Below are 19,485 nucleotides of genomic sequence, written 5' to 3' on the forward strand. Positions count from 1 at the left end.
GTAGTAGTATATTTTTCCTGTATTAATTATTTCTGTATTTTAGTTTATCTGATTTATTAAAAAAAGGATAGATATCAATGAAAACAAATATTTAGTGAATACTTTGGAAAAAGTAGACTAAGCACCATGCATTTTCAGAGGTGCATTATTAATATACGGTAGATATTTATTTCAATTTCTTAATACAAAAAATAGGTTAGGAAGAGAAAATTATGCGAAAGAAAAGGTATTATCTAGATCCACCTAAAATTCTTGTTCTAGGTTTTGCAGTTATTATTCTACTAGGGTCATTATTGCTAACCATGCCCGTCTCAACCACAAATGAACAAGGCCTCTCATTTTTAAATGCCCTATTTACTGCTACCTCGGCAACGTGTGTAACGGGACTAGTTGTCGTGGATACCGGCACCACCTTTACGATATTCGGTCAACTAGTCATTTTATTTATGATTCAAGTCGGTGGCCTTGGATTTATGACGTTTGCAACCCTATTTGCCTTCCTATTAGGAAAAAGAATTTCTCTAAAAGAAAGAATATTATTGCAGGAATCATTAAATAACCTATCAATGGAAGGAATTGTCCGGTTAGCAAGGCGAATTTTAATATTTACAGCTGTAATTGAAATAGTTGGAGCAGTCCTGCTATCCATTCGATTTTCCAATGATATGCCTATTGGTAAAGCGATTTATTTTGGTATATTTCACTCTATTTCCAATTTTAACAATGCCGGATTTGATATTATCGGTCATTTTCAAAGCTTAACTGCTTATGTAGACGATCCGATTATTGTATTAACAATTTGTGTATTAATTACACTTGGTGGAATGGGATTTATCGTCATGAATGAACTATTTGAATTCCGGCGTTCAAAACGTATATCTTTGCACACCAAAATTGTCTTAATAACAAGTTTCTTTTTATTAATAGGCGGAACGATTGGAATCTTTATCTTTGAATTTTCAAATGAGAAAACATTAAAGCCACTAACCTACTCGGGGAAATTTCTTGGTTCACTATTTCAATCCGTTGCTGCAAGAACGGATGGAGCAAACACCCTTAATATTTCTGATATGACTCAATCATCATTATTATTAACGATACTTTTAATGTTTATAGGGGCATCCCCCGGTTCAACTGGTGGTGGTATAAAAACAACTACTTTTACTACATTACTTGGAGCGGTGTGGTCACAAATACGTGGTAAGGAGGATGTTATTTTTTATCGACAGCGAATTGGCTATGAAACAATCTACAAAGCATTGACCGTTACCTTCAGCGCGTTGTTTCTAGTGATGACTGTTACAATGTTATTAACCGTCTCCGAGCACGGAAAGGATTTTCTCGCGCTCCTTTATGAAGCAACTTCTGCGTTTGGCACTGTAGGTTTATCAATGGACTTATCTCGTGAATTGTCTCACTTCGGAAAAGGATTAATTACCTTTACCATGTTTGCCGGAAGGGTTGGCCCGTTAACGATTGCTTTTGCGGTAACGATGCGCAGAAAGCCTGATTCCTTCCGATATCCAAAAGGAAAAATCATGATCGGTTAATTTTACATCAGGGAGGACTTGTGGTTATGGCTAATCAATATGCAGTAATTGGTTTAGGACGATTTGGGATCAGTATTGCTTCAAAGTTATTTGATTCCGGTCAAGAGGTGCTCGGTATAGATGTCAATGAGGAGCGGGTCGATGAGTCACACCCTTTCGTTACACATGCACTAATTGCAGATTCAACGGATGCAGAGGCACTAAAATCAATTGGAATCCGGAATTTTGATACGGTCATCGTGGCGATCGGGAATGATATCCAAGCGAGTATTTTAAGCGTATTACTTCTTAAGGAATTAGGTGTAAAAAAAGTAATTGCGAAGGCTATTAATAAGCTCCACGGTCAGGTTTTAAGAAAAGTTGGGGCGGATTGGGTTGTCCATCCGGAGCGGGATATGGGTATTCGTGTTGCGCATCAGTTATTATCACCCAATGTATTGAATTTCATTGAAATATCGAAAGATTATAGTGTCGAAGAAGTAAAAATTCCGGATAGAATGATGGAAAAAACGTTAAGAGAACTTGACTTAAGAGCTAAGTTTAATTTGAGTGTGATTGCCATTCGCCAAGATGATGATATTAATATATCACCTTCACCAGATGAGAAAATTGGTTATGGTGACGTATTAGTAGTAATTGGAAAAAACCGAGATTTAGAAAGATTCGCTAATTTAGAATAAAAAAACTCCTAATCCAATTCGATTGGGGGATTTTCAAAATGGATTGGAGTGGATTTGAATGAACTTTTCGAAAATAGAAACATTAGATGAACGGCTTGAGCTAATGAGGATCCTTTCAAAACAGTTCCTATTAAGAGCACACCAGGTAGATATCGAAGGAAGTTTTCCCTTTGAAAATATTCAGGACCTAAAAAATACAGGTTATACCTCATTAACCGTGCCAGCTAAATATGGGGGGGAAGAGATCCCGCTTTATGATTTGATTCGCCTTCAAGAAATGATTGCAGAAGGCGATGGCGCAACCGCTCTTTCCATTGGATGGCATATGGGAATCATCTTAAATCAAAATGAAAAGAAGACATGGGAAGAGCCAATGTTTAAGTTACTTTGCGAAAAGGTGAAAAACGGCTCGTTAGTGAATAGCGCTGCAACGGAGCCTAAAACAGGCAGCCCAACTCGGGGCGGCAGGCCAGAAACGACTGCAGAAAAGAAGGGGCAAAGCTGGGTTATAAATGGCAGGAAGACATTTACGACAATGTCCCCGGTGCTTGATTATTTTATCGTTAGTGTAACAATAAATGAAACCATGGGAGCAGCCAACATTCTCGTTCCTCGTGAAGGAAAAGGAGTGGGGATTGAAGAAACATGGGATAGCATTGCCTTAAGAGGGACGGGAAGTCATGATTTAATTCTAGATAATGTTGTTGTCCCTGAAGAGTATCTAATGGAAATGTTAAGTCCTGAGGGCAGAGGTGTAAATGGATGGCTTCTCCACATTCCAGCTTGTTACCTTGGTATTGCCAAGGCCGCGAAAAGGTATGCTATTCAATTTGCTAAGGAGTATTCGCCGAATAGTATCGCTGGGACAATAATCGAGTTGCCAAATGTCCAACAAAAAATTGGTGAGCTTGAATTGAAATTAATGCAGGCAGAGTACTTTTTGTATGGGATTGCAAAACAGTGGGATCAATCCAATGAACAGGAAAGAAGAAAAATGGGACCGGCTTTAGGGGCAGCAAAATTAACAGTTACCAATGCGGCAATTGAGATAGTAGATTTGGCTATGAGGATAGTCGGAGCAAAAAGTCTTTCCATGAAGAATCCCTTACAACGTTATTATCGGGACGTAAGAGCAGGGATTCATAATCCCCCTATGGACGATATGACAATGCAGTTTTTAGCAAAGAACAGCATTTTGAACCATAAGTAGTTGAAGACCAGCCGTTTATATGAACGGCTGGTTTTAATATAGCTGCGTAACCAATACCCTTGCAAGAAATATCAACCATCTTGTAATCGCTTTCCTCTATTATATATGGTGGAAAATTGAACAGATTATTTTGGCCATTATTAATGATCATAAGGATATCCAATCTGAACCCCATTAATGGCTCCCGGTTCGTCTATTACTTCTAAATTACTTAGATAATTATTTAATTCCATTTGCAGTTCTTTTGGTGCACCTGACTTTAAATGCCAATTGCCAGGTTCATCCACGAAATAAGGGCTCTTAGTAAATTCAGGTCTAATTCTTGGCATAAAACTCTTCCCTTCATTACTTAATTATTCTTTTGCCTTTTATGCTTACCAATTTCACATTAATCCATGCAAAGATAAGACTATAATCGTATTGCATACCCAGAGTTTCCGGTTTATGATGATTAGAAATGATTGTTCCCTTAGGTCATAAAGAACTGTAGTCGAACCGGTTAATCGTAGCTATTTCATCAAATAATTCAAAAATATATAAAAAAAATGAAACTAAATGAAAAATACTTCCGTCTTATCTAATTGAAGGTTGAAAATAGTCATGTCCCATTAGCAGCTCACATAAAAATAAAAGGGATGTTATAATAAGCTAGGAAAAATCAAACTCTAAATACAATTGAACGATTGTCGAAACAAATAGAATAATGACAAAAAATATAGTTTTGAAAAATACATAAAATGGCATAAATTACGATTTTACTTTTAAAGAAAATGTGATATAGTAATTTAGGTTCGTTTACCGAAGTTAATTGGTAAGTGAGGGGAGAATTTAGGAATGAATAAAATTAGATTACCCAAAACATTAAATAATAATCATATTACGTTTCTTGCTATTGCCGTTGTCCTATTTTGGCTGAAAACCTATGCGGCATATCAAATTGAATTTAAATTAGGAATTGATAATAACCTGCAGAAATTTTTGTTATTAATTAATCCATTAAGCTCAGCGCTTTTCTTTTTTGGTATTGCCCTGCTTTTTAAGAAGCATACAAAGCTAATTATGATTAGCATAAATTTCCTGTTATCGTTTTTATTGTATGCGAATATTGCTTATTACCGCTTTTTTAATGATTTCATAACTGTGCCTGTATTAATGCAAACAAAAACAAATGCTGGACAGCTGGGGGACAGTGCAATTTCCCTAATGTCACCGTTCGATATTTTTTATTTTACAGACATGTTTATTTTAATTGCTTTAGCTCTAACAGTTTTTAAGAAAGTTACGGTAACGAACAGAAAGTCTTTTAAAATTGTTCTATTATTTTCAATTACTACCTTTCTATTTAACCTAGGTTTAGCCGAAAAAGATCGTCCGCAGCTGCTTTCACGGTCTTTTGACCGAAATTATTTAGTTAAATATCTGGGTGCGTACAACTTTACCATTTATGATGTCATTCAAAACATTAAATCATCAAGTCAGCGTGCTTTGGCTGACAGTAGTGATATTACTGATGTTGAGAATTATCGGAAAGCGAACTACTCACCGCCAAATCCAAAATACTTTGCTAAAGCTAAAGGAATGAACGTGATATACGTTTCAATGGAATCCTTCCAAAGCTTTATGATTGATTATAAAATGCCTGACGGACGGGAAGTAACACCGTTTTTGAATTCCTTGGCACATGATAACAATACTTTTTATTTTGAGAACTTTTTTCATCAAACAGGCCAGGGGAAAACATCTGATGCTGAATTTTTGATGGAAAACTCATTATATCCTATGGGCCAAGGTGCAGTATTTGTAAACAAGGCTCAGAACACCTTTCAGGCAGCTCCGGCCATCTTGAAAGGGTACGGGTATAATTCAGCCGTATTCCATGGTAATTACAAAACGTTCTGGAATCGAAATGTCATGTATAAAGCATTAGGCTATGATCAATTTTTCGATGCTGATTATTATAGCATGTCAGATGAAAATACAAAGAACTATGGGATGAAAGATAAACCATTCTTTAAAGAATCAATGCCAATGCTTGAAAACTTAAAGCAGCCATTCTATACAAAGTTTATTTCATTATCGAACCATTTTCCGTTTGCAATGGATCCATCAGATACAGATTTCCCTGCAGGTGATTATGGTGATACGGTTGTCAATCAATATTTCCAATCTGCAAATTATATGGACCAAGCATTTGAACAATTTTTTAATGATTTAAAAACATCTGGGTTATATGATAATACAGTAATTGTAATGTATGGTGACCACTATGGCATCTCTGAAAACCATAATGATGCGATGGCAAAAGTCCTTGGCGTTGACGATATTACACCAGCTCTTAATGCACAATTACAACGTGTACCATTATTTATTCATGTACCTGGTGTAAAAGGCGGCATTCAAAAGCAATACGGTGGGGAAGTCGATGTACGTCCGACTGTTCTTCATTTATTAGGTGTTGATACAAAGGATTACATGGAATTTGGATCAGATTTATTATCAAAGGAACACCGTGATTGGGCTTTATTCAGAAATGGTGACTTTGTATCCTCTAAAGGTTACCAAATTAAAGGGAAATGTTATTCGCCAGAAACTGGTGAATTGTTAGAACAGACAGATGTCTGTAAGGATATTGATGGGAAAGTAAATACTGAACTGCAAATGTCCGATGAAATAGTTTATAAGGACTTATTGCGTTTCTACGAGCCTGAAGGCTATACGCCAATTAATCCTGATGACTATGAATATTTAAGTCCTAAAGGAAGTAAAGGGACAAATGCACAATAAATAATGCAGTATTTCGAAAGTCAAAACAAAAAAAGGTTTTTAAAAAATATAAAGCAGAGGACATTTTTACATATGTCTTCTGCTTTTTTTTATTATAAAAAATAGCTATGAGTTTTTGGGTATCATATAATAGATAAAACAAATTATATTGCAAAAGTTAGGAGAAATCGCATGAGAGACGTCACCTTATTAAATATATTTGAACATCATATTGCCCAAAAATATTTGAACCGTTCCGGCCTTGCCCATGCGATTGCTGTAGCCTATCATGCCTTTCAATTAGCGAAAGAACATCATGTGGACGTCGATATTGCGGCTAAAGCAGGACTCCTTCATGATATGGGTCACTATACATGGTATAAAAACGGCAAATGGGATTATGATCTGTACAAGCAAAACGATATCCACCCGATAAAAGGCGCAGAAAGGGCTCATAAGCTCCTGATTCGTCTTGGTGAGAATCCAATTAAAGCTAAAACCATAGCACTTGCCATTCTATTCCATACCGATTCCTTTTTGCCTTCAAACGACATTGTAAGAACACCGCTACAACAAATTGTGAAATGGGCTGATGAGAAGGATGAAGAGGAGGGCGGGATGCATCATTACCGAACGATTGACCATGAACGGGCAAAACAAAGCATTATCCGTTTAGACCAATGGATTGAAAAGGAGAGCGAATAGACGAGAAGGCTGTCCTCATCTTACGAGTACAGCCTTCTCTAATATACCTTATTTCCGACGAAAGCCCTCTTCACGCAAAAATGCCTCCGCTTCTAGATATGTATCGAAGCTTTCATCAAGGTTTAATCCAAAATAAATATTCCATGCATCGTTTTCATTTATTAAAAGGAGAAGATTGTTTTCACCATCAACCCAGCGTTCCCCATTTGAATCTTCATCGACGGCTTCCTCGGCAGCGGTTTTTTCTAAAGGTGATAGAGCTTGAATCGAGTGAGTCAACAATTGTTTTAGTTGATCTGCGCTGAAATCACGAATATTCACCATACCTTTTTCATCCGTATTATAATTCTCAAGCTGTCCGGCATATGCAAAGCCATTTCCATTTGGGTGTAAATGGTAAACGATATTTTTCTTATCTGAGATGCTGTTCGCAAATTGAAAGTTGATACGTCCCAGAGAGACATTTTTTCTTTCTAATTCTGGAAATGATTCGATAATCGCTAATTTTTCATTAAAAGTAAGCATAGTTGTTTCCTCCATCTATTCATGTAAATATCTTTAATCATACAGATATTTTACCCAAACCACAAACCTTATGAAAACGCCCGCTTCGAAAGGTATAAACTTTTGAAGCTTTTTTAATTAATATATTGAAAATATTCTTTTCTAGTGTAAAATTACACTATAGAGGGAAAATAAGGAAAGTTTTAGAGTTAATACCATTTAGTGTAGGAATGAGGGAGATTAAATGGGGCCGAATATGAGGGAAGAGAGAAGAAAAATTTTTCGACAGGAGTTATTTACCTTAAAAGAAGAAGGATACTTAGCAGATACAATTGTAGAGGAAGTTGCAAAGGCGCACAAGCAATACCATATGGATTTACTGGAAATTGAAGCCATTCCTCACCCGCCAGAAACGAATGTACCTATCCAAAAAACAGTAGATGTCAAACCGCCAAAAGTTAAAAAGACATTGACACCAGAAGAGGTGCGCGAAAGAAATATTACTTGGTCATTAAACATAGGTGTTATCTTTTTATTAATAGGTGGCATGTTCGTAGCAACAAGTAATTGGGAATCCATGTCAAGTCTCATGAAAAGCGGATCGATTGCGTTTGTTGCACTATTATTTTACGGTATTGGATTCCTTACGAAAAGGGTATTGCATATTGATAAAACAGCATTTGCTTTTATCGTCTTAGGAAGTTTGTTTTTGCCTATGCTTATTCTTTCACTAGGATGGTTTGGCCTTTTAGGATCGTATTTATCGATATTTGGTGAAGGACGATATCTGCTCGGCATGTTTGGAAGCTTTCTACCGCTTATCGTTTATTTTCTTTTTGCCAAGAGCTTAGGGTCCAGACTATTTGTTTGGTTTACTTATGTTTCGCTATCTATTGGGGTGGCCTTTTTATTTGCCAGTCTGCAATTTAAGATCGATTTCTTTTATCTTGGTATGATTGTTTTTAATGCTATTCTCATTTATGGCTATCACAAGATGAAAAAATTAGACTCTTTTATATTATTTACAAGGGAATTTGTTCACTACGTTCAAGTTAATCTTGTTCTTTCCACACTTTTCATGCTTTTTTTATACGACAACGAGGTCTTGTACAGCTTTAACCTGGTGTTAACCGCTGTAATCTATTTATCGATGATGTATGTGAGTGGAAGAAAGGAATATCATTTTATTTTCACTGTCATGATTGTTTATGGTGCCTATCAGCTGATAGAGCATAGCTTCCTTGATTCTTTTGGTGAGGTTGTCTACGCTTTAATTGGATTTGGAATGGTATTTGTTCCGAAAGCATTGGACGAACGGTTTGCTTTAAATAAGGTATTTCAATATACGAGTGCGGTGATTTCGGGGTTCGCCTTTATCTACATCACTCTTGAAGGAATTCTGCTTCGTGCGGGGAATCCATCGATTGTGCTGATGCTGGCCTATTTGATCATTGCAGCTAACTTTATTTATTTATCCCATACTAGTCCCAGAAGATTATTTCCCTATTTAAGTACTGTGTTTCTGGGCTCGGGCATTTACGAGGCACTAGCTTTATTGTGTAAACCATTCGTGGCAATCAATTATTCGCTTACGTTATCGTTTACGGGTTTTATCCTGTTTATAGTGTTTGGGGTTGCTCTAATATCAAAGTACACAAAAATCATTCAAGCCGCTTCCAGAGATATCGGGCTAGCAATTATAGCACTCGCTATGATGTCAGCAATGGTGTTCATGCTATGGTGGGAATTGGGTGTCATGCTCTTGCTTCTAGTGATTGCAGCCTATCTCCTACTTAAGAATGAGACGAGGAGTACAGTAAAGGAATTGGCTTTATGGGGTTTACCAACTTCACTTGGTCTTTCCGTCGTTTTCTTCGGGGAGGAAATAATCACCAATTCCCCTACCTATTTTTTAGAATATGGCTATGCGGTTAACTTTGCTGCCGGTGCCGTACTTGTGTTATTGTCCAGTATTGTTTGGAGAAAAGTAGGAGAAAAAGATTTAAACAGATTTTCATTATTTACATCCCTTGTACTTTATACCATTGCCCTAATCCATGCATTAGTAAGTCCGATTAATCAATTGTGGGTTCAGCCCCTTTTGCTGTTGGCCGGAATTGGGATGTATTACAATTTCTATAAAAAGCTTGCAGTAAAATGGGGAGCTTTTCTGGTCAGTACAGCAGTATTACTTTCATACTTTTCATTGCTCCATTCTATTTCGCTGAAAATTCCATTCAGCCAAACAATGAATTCGTTCATCGCTTCGACAAGTGCGGTAATCCTATTGTTTATTGCTTATCTTTGTCGAACAAAGGACTGGGACTTATCAAATGCCTTTGCCTGGATGGGTCACATTATTTATCCAATTGTTCTTGTTTATACTTGGTTTGTTTATCAAACTGACGCCATTTTTAGCTTTCTTTTAGCGTTGTTGGTATATGGAATAAGTTCAAGATTGATCGTAAATGAATGGAAGATCAAAGCGTTTCTTTATGGAAGTTTTACGTCGTTATTTATTGTTGTTTCAACTGGATTGGAGTCTTTCATAGGGCAATATTTTGGGCGGTATGAATTCCCAATTACCAGCGCCCTGCTTTTCATTTTCACACTTGTAGTTAGTGGAGAATACAAGAAACGGACAGCTTTTTTTCTAGTTCCATTTTCAATGTTCGGAATTGGGTCCATGCTTATGATCTATCCGTTTGGCTGGCTTCCATATCTTATCACGATGGCATATATTGTGGGGACACTTTTTTATATGCATAGAATCAAATGGGATGTATTTGGGATTGTTCCATTATTCTTAGCATTTATTGCAACCGTTTCATTCGCCTATATAAGTGAAATGGATAAGCTAGAAAAAATGCTTCTTATTGGGGCATTGGGCATATCGATGACAGTAATCGGGCAAAGCGTTTATAAGAAGCTGTTTGAAAGTGGGGAAAAATTCAAGGAAATAAAGATAGACGGATATACGGCAGTTTCCTTCCTGTTCTTTTGGCTCATGTACTTTTTTCCGAATCCATATATATGGAGCAACGCACTGCCCGGAGTGCTTATTGCCGTCTCTATTTGGCTGCAAAGAAAAAGGGTACCGGCAAGTCTCTCTGTTTTTATGCCCATCCTTGCGGGGATCTATTTATTACAGCCCTATTATTCAATCATCGCTGAGTTGAATATCCCGGCATTATGGGAACGTGAAGTGGGTGTCCTGCCATTTATTATGCTGATTATTTTCATCCGACTCAGTTTAAAAGGCCGCTATTCAGATATAACGAAAGCCATCCAATGGGGAGTACTCATTATTGTTTCCTTGTTATTAATCCAGGATGGTTTAGCGAGTAATACCATTTATGATGCGGTTATTTTAGGTTCACTGTCATTGCTATCAATGATGGCGGGGATGTTCCTGCAGATAAAATCATATTTCTTCGTGGGGACTGGTGTTTTACTATTAAATGTTTTCCTGCAAACAAGACCATATTGGGGTCACATGCCATGGTGGGTCTACTTATTAATTGCTGGATTAATTTTAATTACCGTTGCCAGCTTTAATGAATGGCATAAGCAAAAAGCACTAAAGGGCGAATCAACCTTTATTAGCTTCTTGAAGGAAAAAGTAATGGATAAAATAAAAAGATGGGATTAAGGAGGATAAACTGCTAAACGGTTAATTTCTGTTGAATATAATCATAAAGTTTGTTATAATAGTATTAATTAAATAATTGTTGAATTTGGAGGAGCCTGTCACCAAGGGATATCTATGTCCCGTGGTTTGACAGGCCTTTTTGTATTCTTCGAAAAAGAGTCTGTTTATAAAAAAGCAGACTCTTTTTAATTTTCAAAAAAGAAAGGTGATTGGATGGAATTAATTTTTGAATTAGCGATTATTTTGTTTGCTTCTAAGATTGCTGGGGATATTAGCGTTAAATTAGGTCAGCCTTCAGTGTTAGGAAAGCTGTTAATTGGGGTCATTTTGGGGCCGGCCGTATTAGGGCTTGTTTCAGAAACGAAAACCTTGGAAGAACTTAGTCAAATAGGTGTCATTTTATTAATGTTTATTGCCGGGATGGAGACAGATTTGAATGAATTTAAACGATCTGGAAAGGCAGCAACACTTGTAGGGGTCAGTGGGATTATCGTCCCTCTTTTTGTGGGTTACCTTGCAGGTGTCATGATGGGTATGACCACCATTGAAGCGGTCTTTTTAGGATTATTGCTTTCAGCCACCAGTGTGAGTATTTCTGTTCAGGCACTAAAAGAGCTTAATAAAATGCAGTCAAAAGAAGGAACCACTATTTTAGGCGCAGCGGTCATTGATGATGTGCTGGTTATTATTGCCTTAGCCTTCTTAATGAGTATGGCCGGCGGGGATGTCAATTTAAGTATGGTGATTATTAAAAAGGTACTATTCTTTGGAGGTGCTATACTAGCCGCTTGGAAGGTGGTACCATGGGTTTTAAAGAAGTTTGCCCCATTAAAGGTAACGGAATCACTCCTAACCTCAGCCTTAATCATCTGTTTCCTTTTTGCCTATGTGGCAGAATTAACGGGTGTTGCGGCTATCATTGGCGCGTACATTGCAGGTGTAGCGATAAGTCAAACGAAATTTAAGCATGAAATATTCGGAAAGGTTGAGACCGTAAGCTATTCCTTTTTCGTCCCTGTTTTCTTTACCTCTATCGGTGTGAAGGCAAGTTTTGATGGCATTTCGCAGCATTTAGGTTTGATTATCGGACTTAGTATTCTAGCCATCTTAACAAAGTTAATTGGTGCCGCAGTTGGTGCAAAATTGGCAAAGTTTCCATGGAGAAGTTCCTTAGGTATTGGAGCCGCAATGGTATCAAGAGGGGAGGTTGCCTTAATTATTGCGACCATTGGACTAGAGACAAAACTAATTAACCAGGAGTTATTTTCGATATTAGTTATCGTGGTTCTTGTAACCACTATTGTTACCCCTCCAATGATGAAATACTTTTTTAATCAAAATGACGCACGCAAAGAAATGAAAGCCTCTGCTTAAGACAAGAAGGGTCCAGCCAAAATAGTTGGCTGGACCTTTCATATTTATGATACAGATTTTAATTCCTCTGATGTCGGTTTCTTACCAACATTTCTTAAACCGATAATAAATCTAGTTGTAAAAATGAGGGCGGCAACAATAATAAAAATACCACACAGGGCTCCTACCTGGTCAGAACCTGTCCACTCAGGCAAGTGTTCAGCCCAGCGTCTTGGGGTACTTATTTTTCCCGCATAGAGGAATGAACCCGTCAATCCGGCAAAGAAAACAAAATAGGTAAAAATTGCGACGTTATCGAGCCCGGATTGCTTTTGCGTACCTTCCGTTTTATTGAAATAGTACATGAAGCCAAAGATCATTGCGACGACACCCATTCCCATATAGGTATGGAAATGACCTGGTACCCATTTTGTATTATGCATCACATGGTTCACAACAATGGTTGCATCAATAATCGCCGGTACGGCACCTGCCACCCAGCCGAACATCGCTAAAAACATCATACTTGAAGCGAAATCCCATTTTACGGCGGAACGGAAGACAATCATTAAGGCGCCATAGGCGGTAACGACCATGACCGGAAGACCGTTTGCATAAGAAAAGATTTGTCCAACGATTAGCATCCATCTTGGAACGGCAAAATCCATTAATAAGTGATGCGTATAAATCATTAAGGTAAATAAAGTGGAGAAATTCCAGGGTATCAAAAAGGCTTTATTTGATTTCCATGGACGTCCGGTATATCCTGATAACACTTCATAAACGGCGATAACTGCCATATAAATTGTACAGTTGGCAAAAATATGTCCAAATGCATAGGTTAAATGTTTTGCTACCATTGGATCAAAACTAAAATTAGGATTAATTATATTTATAATCGATTCGACTAATGCAGTCGCACCGGAAAGAATCCCAGTGGAATTGGCGATAATCACCATGGTTGTTGCCACGACAGCAGGAGGTGGTCCATAGCCTTTTTTCCCCCTGAAAATATAATCCCAGCCAAGTGATTTTCCTAAACCACCATATTCTTTAATCAGCCGTGCAGCTAAATAAAAGTACATGATCAAATAACCAACACCCAATAGTAACAGACCAAATAAAAACAATAATGCCCCGGTTGTCCCATACATTTTGGCTGAGAAGGATGGGAGCGGATAGAGGAATGTCCAGCCATCTGAAAAGTTAAACCCAAATATGGCGGTAAGAATCATCAGCACACCAATCAATGTCAGGATTAGGTTGGTAAAAAACACCTTTGGATTCAGATGAATATACTTTGATAAATAATACCACATGATGGCGCTTCCACCCAAGGCTGCAATACCAATCATTCCTGTTCCATGGATTGTCATCACCTTGTAAAATAATTGTGAGGAGATCTTTACAACATTCCCCTGACTCAATAACATAATTACCCCGAAAATCATCATTAGAACAAGCACAACGGAGGTAACGACTAATGATAAAGCAACGCCTTTTTTTATTGAGTTTCTAGCTTTACTATCCATCTTATTTACCCCCCTTTGGTTTAACGACGATATCCTTTATCATCAAATGGTGACCTGTGCTGCAATATTCCAAACATAAAATTTTATACGTTCCTGGCTTGTCAAAGGTAATAGTAACCATGTTTGTGTAGTCAGGCATTGCCTGAGTTTGCGCAATAAGCTGCATGTGTGTGTCATAAAGACCAAAACCGTGGGTGACATCCTTACTAGTCACGCGGAACTTAATAGGTTCTCCCGCCACAAAGTTTTCATCACTTAATTGCCAGGAAAACTGCATCCCTGTTACATCAACAATCTTACCATCCTCTTTTGCAAGTGCATGCTGGTTGTGATATGGAAGTTTGCTTAATGATATGGCTGAAGCAAACCCCATGATCGCCACTAACCCTAGAAAATAAAACTTACGAATTTTGTAACCTTTTTCTTGAATCGGTCCATACTCTCTTAACTTTCTCGATTCCCCGTACACAAATGAAAAAGCTAGTGCAATAAGGAAAACGAAAAACAATGTAGCGTACCACGCAATGGATTGGTACATACTATCCCCTCCCAAAATATGAATCTCATAACAAGTGGTCCCCCAACCGCTTGTCTGATTCCATTTTCCATTGTAAACTGCTTTTTGTGAAAAAATAGTGAATTATATCATACCTTTACAAGTAATCTGTTTAAAACGAACTAGTCCCTTTTTATTTTTGCAAAAACACCCCCATGATTATCAGGAAATCGTCGAATAGTTTGTTAAAGTGATGAAACAAATAAATAAAATTTGGGGGTTAGATGATGGGAAATGGATTAATTGATATCGATAAATTACTTGAAGTTACATCAGGTCTAACATCTGAGAAAAACAGTCATAAAGTAAAAAAAGTTGAGATTGATCAATTGCTTGAAAAAACGAGGGACTGGTAAGACGCATATTTTTGTTCTTTCGCTCATAATTTAATATACATTCCTTAATGCCTTCTAAATAATAGAAGGCATTTTTACTTTCTTCTTTTGAATTATGCTGCTTTAAAGCGAAAAAATATTTTTGCAAATACTATTGCTTTTGAACTAAAAAGATACTAGAATAATTTTTAATATAGATAATTATTAGAAAATTGATTGTTCTCAAAATTAGGGGGATGAATGTTAATGAAGAAAAAAGTACAGGCACTTTCGATTGCATTAGCTGGAATGCTGTTGCTTGCCGGCTGTGGCAGTAAAGACTCAGCAGGTGAGTCGGTTAAGGGTGGAGGAGAAAAGAAATTTAACGTGGGGATTACCCAGTTTGCACCGCATCCATCTTTAGACGCGGCTACAGAGGGCTTTAAGAAGGCCTTAGCTGACAAAGGAATTAAAGTAAAGTATGATGAGCAAAATGCACAGGCAGACCAGAACAATACCCAATCAATTGCCAAGAACTTTGTCGGCGACAAGGTAGATTTGATTTTTGCCAATGCCACCCCAAGTGCGACGGCAGCCTTAAATGCAACAAAGGAAATCCCGATTATCTTTACATCAGTAACAGACCCAGTTGGTGCAGGATTGGTGCAGGCATTTGACAAACCAGGGAAAAACATTACTGGGACAACCGATAACCACCCTGAAGCAACCAAAAAAACAATCAGTTTTATTACGGATGAAGTAAAAGCAAAAAAAATTGGCGTGATTTATAATTCCGGGGAACAGAATTCAGTTGTTCAAGTAAAAGAGGTTAAGAAATTAGCAGAAGAGAAGGGCGCTAAGCTTGTCGAAGTATCTGTTGCTACCACAGCAGAAGTAAAGCAGGCGGCAGAATCTCTTGTTGGTCGTGTTGATGCTATCTACATTCCAACCGATAATACGGTTGTAACAGCTCTTGATTCTGTCATATCTATTGCTAATAGTAAAAAAATCCCGCTTTTCGTTGGTGAGCTAGATTCGATGAAAAAAGGTGCTGTTGCAGCAAGTGGCTTTAGCTACTTTGATCTTGGCTATCAATCCGGTTTAATGGCCGTTGACATTTTAACAGGGAAGAAAAAGGCTTCGGAAATTCCTGTTGAACTTCCGAGCAGCTTAAAGCTTGTCATTAATACAAAGGCAGCTGAAGCACAAGGCTTAACCGTAAACGATGAATGGAAAAAGCTAGGCGAGTTTTATGACGGAAAATAATTAATGAAATTTTTTCAAGGAGGAGACCTTTATAGAAGGTTAACTCCTTGATTCTTTCATAGGAATGAAATAGGGCTACTGATGTTTTTTCGTAGTCCTAAATACTAATAGAAAGGATGATTGCATTGTTTACAGCCATATTTGGATCATTTGAAGCAGGTATCATCTATGCGATTATGGCATTGGGTGTCTATCTTTCCTTTCGAATACTGGATTTCCCAGATTTGACCGTGGATGGGAGTTTTGTCACTGGAGCAGCGATTTCGGCGGTCATGATCGCAGGGGGAGTTAACCCATTTTTAGCAACAATAATGGCCTTATTTGCTGGCTTTGCCGCAGGATGTTTGACAGGACTTCTACACACCTTTGGAAAAGTGAATAATTTATTATCCGGAATCTTAATGATGATTGCTCTTTATTCTATTAATCTAAGAATCATGGGCCGCTCAACTATCCCTTTATTAAATACCGATACAGCTTTTACAAAAATCAGTGGGCTTTTTGAGCGTACTGGAATTGATGCTTTTTTCAATAGCATCCTCTCGATGGTAGGACTTGGAGACAGCCTGCCTGAAACATGGGGGATTCTCCTTTTTATGATTATCGTTACATTTTTGATTAAAATCCTAACTGATTTGTTTTTAAAAACAGAAATTGGTCTTGCTGTCAGAGCAACAGGTGACAATAAACGGATGATTCGCAGCCTTTCCGCTAATACCAACCTGCTGGTCATTCTTGGTCTTGGTTTATCCAATGCTCTGGTTGCTTTCTCAGGTGCCCTGATTGCCCAACAAGGCGGATTTGCAGATGTTGGCATGGGGATAGGGATGATTGTTATTGGCTTAGCCTCTGTCATCATTGGTGAAGCGCTCTTTGGAACAAAAACGATTGCTAGAACGACGCTGGCGGTCATTGGGGGAGCAATCATTTACCGAATTGTCGTAACCCTAGCCCTCAGAGTTGATTTCTTGGAACCAGGTGATATGAAACTAATTACGGCGTTGATTGTTATCATTGCACTGACTGCACCAAAGATTATTGCAGGTTCCAAAGAGAAAAAACGGAAAGCACGGAGAAAATCTGAACGGATGAACATTATACAGGCTTCTACAGAGATAAGGGGTGAAGACCATGCTCCATTTAAATAAGATTCATAAAATTTTTAATGAAGGGACACCAGATGAAAAAATTGCCATTGACCATGTTAATCTAACCCTTAAGCCAGGTGATTTCGTAACGGTGATTGGCAGTAACGGAGCAGGGAAATCAACCTTAATGAATATCATTTCCGGCGTTTTATTACCGGATATCGGCGAAGTTCATATCGGCGGCAAAAATGTAACGACTATGTCCGAGTTTAACCGTTCAAAAATGATTGGCCGCGTCTTTCAGGATCCAATGGCAGGAACGGCTCCAAGTATGACAATTGAAGAAAATCTCGCCATGGCCTATTCACGGAACAAAACAAGAACACTCCAAAGAGGGGTGACGAAACAACGGCGCGATTATTTTCGTGAGGTATTGGAATCTTTACATCTTGGCTTGGAAAACCGCCTTAATGCAAAGGTCGGGCTCCTATCAGGCGGGGAACGTCAAGCCCTCTCCTTATTAATGGCTACCTTTACAGAGCCCTCGATTTTGCTGCTAGATGAACATACGGCAGCACTAGATCCATCAAGGGCGGAGTTGATTACGAAATTGACAAAGGAAATTGTCGACAAGTACAAGCTTACTACCTTAATGGTGACTCATAATATGCAGCAAGCGATTGACTTAGGCAATCGATTAATCATGATGGATAAAGGTCAGGTCATTTTAGAGGTTAATGAGGAAAAGAAGCGGCAACTAACAATCGAAAGCTTATTGGGTGAGTTTAGAAGAATACGCGGTGTGCAAATGGCAAGTGATCGAGCGATTCTCTCGTAAAAGAAAATTTTTTTTTTGAGTGTTAAGCACCAAATTATTTTTTAAAAAATATTTCCAACATTTATACAGTGGAAACTGCCTTGTTTAGGTATGTTTCTTTTTGTTTTTCTAGGGAAATAGTTAAGGTTTGGAACAGGGCCCTTTATCACCAAAAAGCGGTACTGCTTTCCCCCCTACTCTTGAGAGGATATGAACCCATCGGTTAAAATGAATTCAGAATATTATTACTTTTAAAATGGGGGTATCTCAATGAAAGAACAAAGAGTAAAGGAAGACCAATTGGTGGATGACTTTTTTCCGGTGAGGGATGTGGATTATATTGAAATTTACACAGGAAATGCCAAGCAGGCATGTCACTTTTTCTGCACGGCGTTCGGGTTTAAGCCTGTTGCCTATTCTGGACTTGAAACGGGGAATCGCGAAACCGTCTCCTATTGTTTGCAGCAAAGAAATATTCGTCTTATTCTAACAGGCTCCTACGAGGAAGATTGCCGGGTAGCTCAGTTCGTAAAAAAACATGGCGATGGGGTGAGGGATATTGCCCTTTTGGTGGATCATGTGGACACCGCTTTTGAGGAAGCCGTAAATCGAGGTGCCATTGCTCACAGAGCTCCTTTTGAAATGAAGGATGAATTCGGTACAGTCAGGAAGGCCGTTCTTGGTACATATGGCGACACCATCCATACGTTAATCGAACGGAAAAATTATCAGGGTGCCTTTCTGCCAGGATTCGAACCCTACACGACTTCTTTACCAATTGAAGATGCCGGTTTAATTGGAATTGATCATGTCGTCGGTAATGTGGAAAGGATGGAGGAATGGGTTGAATATTACGCTAAGGTAATGGGCTTTAAGGAAATGAAACATTTCTCCGATAAAGACATTACAACCGAATATTCTGCGCTAATGTCCAAGGTTATGCACAATGGTGGACGCATTAAGTTTCCAATCAATGAACCTGCGGAGGGGAAACGTAAATCACAAATCCAAGAATTCTTAGAGTTCTACAATGGCCCCGGGGTGCAGCATCTTGCGATATTAACAGAGGATATAGTTACAACGGTAGCCGCATTGAAAAAGAACGGCGTAGAATTCCTTAAGACACCGGCTGCTTATTATGAATCATTAGGAGAGCGCATCGGCAAAATTGACGAAGAAATTGAAAAGCTTCGCGAACTAAATATCTTAGTTGACCGTGATGATGAAGGGTATTTATTACAGATTTTCACAAAACCAATTGTTGATCGACCTACTTTATTTGTTGAAATTATTCAACGCAAAGGTGCCCGCGGTTTTGGTGAAGGGAACTTTAAGGCCCTATTTGAATCCATTGAGCGGGAACAGGAAAGACGAGGGAATCTGTAAATAAATAGATAGAGTTAGAACGATAAATTTTAATCAGGGACTGAAATAGTGAAAGGGGGAGGATTTTCTCCCTCTTTTCGAGGTTTGGTTCTATAGAAAGCGTGGTGAA

General features: G+C 38.2%; 16 protein-coding genes. 12 read left to right on the plus strand and 4 right to left on the minus strand.

All coding sequences use genetic code 11. The features are described from left to right. The first annotated feature begins 212 nt into the window (after positions 1-212). The 3 genes from BSO02S_RS02030 to BSO02S_RS02040 are packed head-to-tail and all read left to right on the plus strand — an operon-like array spanning position 213 to position 3,440. Positions 213-1,550 (plus strand): TrkH family potassium uptake protein, encoded by a 1,338-nt coding sequence (locus BSO02S_RS02030; protein WP_066061638.1) that lies wholly within the window; start codon positions 213-215, stop codon positions 1,548-1,550. Positions 1,551-1,576: 26 nt separating this feature from the next. After that, positions 1,577-2,230: a potassium channel family protein gene (locus BSO02S_RS02035; RefSeq protein WP_066061641.1), complete on the plus strand. Its 654-nt coding sequence runs from the start codon at positions 1,577-1,579 to the stop codon at positions 2,228-2,230. 58 nt (positions 2,231-2,288) lie between these two features. Further along, positions 2,289-3,440 carry an acyl-CoA dehydrogenase family protein gene (locus BSO02S_RS02040; RefSeq protein WP_066061644.1) on the plus strand — a complete coding sequence of 384 codons (1,152 nt, stop codon included), beginning with the start codon at positions 2,289-2,291 and terminating at the stop codon, positions 3,438-3,440. 140 nt (positions 3,441-3,580) lie between these two features. Here the strand turns inward: BSO02S_RS02040 and BSO02S_RS02045 are convergent, their stop codons facing one another. After that, positions 3,581-3,769, minus strand: coding sequence for a hypothetical protein (locus BSO02S_RS02045; protein WP_066061646.1), 189 nt, complete (start codon positions 3,767-3,769; stop codon positions 3,581-3,583). Between the two features lie 505 nt (positions 3,770-4,274). Here BSO02S_RS02045 and ltaS point away from each other — a divergent pair. Both ltaS and BSO02S_RS02055 read left to right on the plus strand, forming a co-directional pair. Further along, a complete protein-coding gene (gene ltaS, locus BSO02S_RS02050; RefSeq protein ID WP_066061652.1) occupies positions 4,275-6,224 on the plus strand; it encodes a lipoteichoic acid synthase in 1,950 nt (649 codons plus the stop codon). A 171-nt stretch (positions 6,225-6,395) separates the two neighbouring features. Continuing rightward, entirely contained in the window at positions 6,396-6,908 is a 513-nt protein-coding gene (locus BSO02S_RS02055; protein ID WP_066061655.1) for an HD domain-containing protein, read from the plus strand. Between the two features lie 48 nt (positions 6,909-6,956). On the opposite strand, the gene BSO02S_RS02060 is transcribed toward BSO02S_RS02055, so the two are convergent. Continuing rightward, entirely contained in the window at positions 6,957-7,433 is a 477-nt protein-coding gene (locus BSO02S_RS02060) for a hypothetical protein (protein WP_066061658.1), read from the minus strand. Between the two features lie 223 nt (positions 7,434-7,656). On the opposite strand from BSO02S_RS02060, the gene BSO02S_RS27720 reads away from it, so the two are divergent. Next, on the plus strand, positions 7,657-11,064 hold the full coding sequence (locus tag BSO02S_RS27720) for a hypothetical protein (RefSeq protein ID WP_066061665.1): 3,408 nt from the start codon (positions 7,657-7,659) through the stop codon (positions 11,062-11,064). A gap of 213 nt (positions 11,065-11,277) precedes the next feature. Next, positions 11,278-12,438 carry a cation:proton antiporter gene (locus tag BSO02S_RS02070; protein WP_066061668.1) on the plus strand — a complete coding sequence of 387 codons (1,161 nt, stop codon included), beginning with the start codon at positions 11,278-11,280 and terminating at the stop codon, positions 12,436-12,438. A gap of 44 nt (positions 12,439-12,482) precedes the next feature. Here the strand turns inward: BSO02S_RS02070 and BSO02S_RS02075 are convergent, their stop codons facing one another. Both BSO02S_RS02075 and BSO02S_RS02080 read right to left on the minus strand, forming a co-directional pair. After that, positions 12,483-13,949, minus strand: a complete 1,467-nt coding sequence (locus tag BSO02S_RS02075; RefSeq protein ID WP_066061671.1) for a cbb3-type cytochrome c oxidase subunit I — start codon at positions 13,947-13,949, stop codon at positions 12,483-12,485. A gap of 1 nt (position 13,950) precedes the next feature. Continuing rightward, positions 13,951-14,487, minus strand: a complete 537-nt coding sequence (locus BSO02S_RS02080) for a cupredoxin domain-containing protein (RefSeq protein WP_066061675.1) — start codon at positions 14,485-14,487, stop codon at positions 13,951-13,953. Between the two features lie 245 nt (positions 14,488-14,732). Between BSO02S_RS02080 and BSO02S_RS28195 the strand changes: the two genes are divergently transcribed. The 5 genes from BSO02S_RS28195 (at position 14,733) to hppD (ending at position 19,376) form a co-directional block, all read left to right on the plus strand. Next, the gene (locus tag BSO02S_RS28195; RefSeq protein ID WP_268875971.1) at positions 14,733-14,861 is read left to right on the plus strand and encodes a hypothetical protein; all 129 of its coding nucleotides are present in this window, start codon (positions 14,733-14,735) and stop codon (positions 14,859-14,861) included. 225 nt (positions 14,862-15,086) lie between these two features. Further along, positions 15,087-16,085: an ABC transporter substrate-binding protein gene (locus BSO02S_RS02085; RefSeq protein ID WP_066061677.1), complete on the plus strand. Its 999-nt coding sequence runs from the start codon at positions 15,087-15,089 to the stop codon at positions 16,083-16,085. 125 nt (positions 16,086-16,210) lie between these two features. Continuing rightward, positions 16,211-17,233, plus strand: a complete 1,023-nt coding sequence (locus tag BSO02S_RS02090) for an ABC transporter permease (protein WP_066061680.1) — start codon at positions 16,211-16,213, stop codon at positions 17,231-17,233. Further along, positions 17,217-18,011, plus strand: a complete 795-nt coding sequence (locus BSO02S_RS02095) for an ABC transporter ATP-binding protein (RefSeq protein WP_066061682.1) — start codon at positions 17,217-17,219, stop codon at positions 18,009-18,011. The genes BSO02S_RS02090 and BSO02S_RS02095 overlap by 17 nt, the downstream gene beginning before the upstream one ends. A gap of 249 nt (positions 18,012-18,260) precedes the next feature. Next, the gene (gene hppD, locus BSO02S_RS02100; protein WP_066061685.1) at positions 18,261-19,376 is read left to right on the plus strand and encodes a 4-hydroxyphenylpyruvate dioxygenase; all 1,116 of its coding nucleotides are present in this window, start codon (positions 18,261-18,263) and stop codon (positions 19,374-19,376) included. The last annotated feature ends 109 nt before the right edge of the window (positions 19,377-19,485 follow it).

Origin of the sequence: Neobacillus soli NBRC 102451 (assembly GCF_001591665.1) — a bacterium.
GTDB classification, from domain to species: Bacteria; Bacillota; Bacilli; order Bacillales; family Cytobacillaceae; genus Neobacillus; species Neobacillus soli.

What these genes read in the sequence shown, in the direction of transcription:
- BSO02S_RS02040 (WP_066061644.1), top strand. Translation starts at nt 2,289, where the DNA reads ATGAACTTTTCGAAAATAGAAACATTAGATGAACGGCTTGAGCTAATG.
- BSO02S_RS02055 (WP_066061655.1), top strand. Translation starts at nt 6,396, where the DNA reads ATGAGAGACGTCACCTTATTAAATATATTTGAACATCATATTGCCCAA.
- BSO02S_RS02085 (WP_066061677.1), top strand. Translation starts at nt 15,087, where the DNA reads ATGAAGAAAAAAGTACAGGCACTTTCGATTGCATTAGCTGGAATGCTG.
- BSO02S_RS02035 (WP_066061641.1), top strand. Translation starts at nt 1,577, where the DNA reads ATGGCTAATCAATATGCAGTAATTGGTTTAGGACGATTTGGGATCAGT.
- BSO02S_RS02045 (WP_066061646.1), bottom strand. Translation starts at nt 3,769, where the DNA reads ATGCCAAGAATTAGACCTGAATTTACTAAGAGCCCTTATTTCGTGGAT.
- BSO02S_RS02030 (WP_066061638.1), top strand. Translation starts at nt 213, where the DNA reads ATGCGAAAGAAAAGGTATTATCTAGATCCACCTAAAATTCTTGTTCTA.
- BSO02S_RS02070 (WP_066061668.1), top strand. Translation starts at nt 11,278, where the DNA reads ATGGAATTAATTTTTGAATTAGCGATTATTTTGTTTGCTTCTAAGATT.
- BSO02S_RS02075 (WP_066061671.1), bottom strand. Translation starts at nt 13,949, where the DNA reads ATGGATAGTAAAGCTAGAAACTCAATAAAAAAAGGCGTTGCTTTATCA.
- BSO02S_RS02095 (WP_066061682.1), top strand. Translation starts at nt 17,217, where the DNA reads ATGCTCCATTTAAATAAGATTCATAAAATTTTTAATGAAGGGACACCA.
- ltaS (WP_066061652.1), top strand. Translation starts at nt 4,275, where the DNA reads ATGAATAAAATTAGATTACCCAAAACATTAAATAATAATCATATTACG.
- BSO02S_RS27720 (WP_066061665.1), top strand. Translation starts at nt 7,657, where the DNA reads ATGGGGCCGAATATGAGGGAAGAGAGAAGAAAAATTTTTCGACAGGAG.
- BSO02S_RS28195 (WP_268875971.1), top strand. Translation starts at nt 14,733, where the DNA reads ATGGGAAATGGATTAATTGATATCGATAAATTACTTGAAGTTACATCA.
- hppD (WP_066061685.1), top strand. Translation starts at nt 18,261, where the DNA reads ATGAAAGAACAAAGAGTAAAGGAAGACCAATTGGTGGATGACTTTTTT.
- BSO02S_RS02080 (WP_066061675.1), bottom strand. Translation starts at nt 14,487, where the DNA reads ATGTACCAATCCATTGCGTGGTACGCTACATTGTTTTTCGTTTTCCTT.
- BSO02S_RS02060 (WP_066061658.1), bottom strand. Translation starts at nt 7,433, where the DNA reads ATGCTTACTTTTAATGAAAAATTAGCGATTATCGAATCATTTCCAGAA.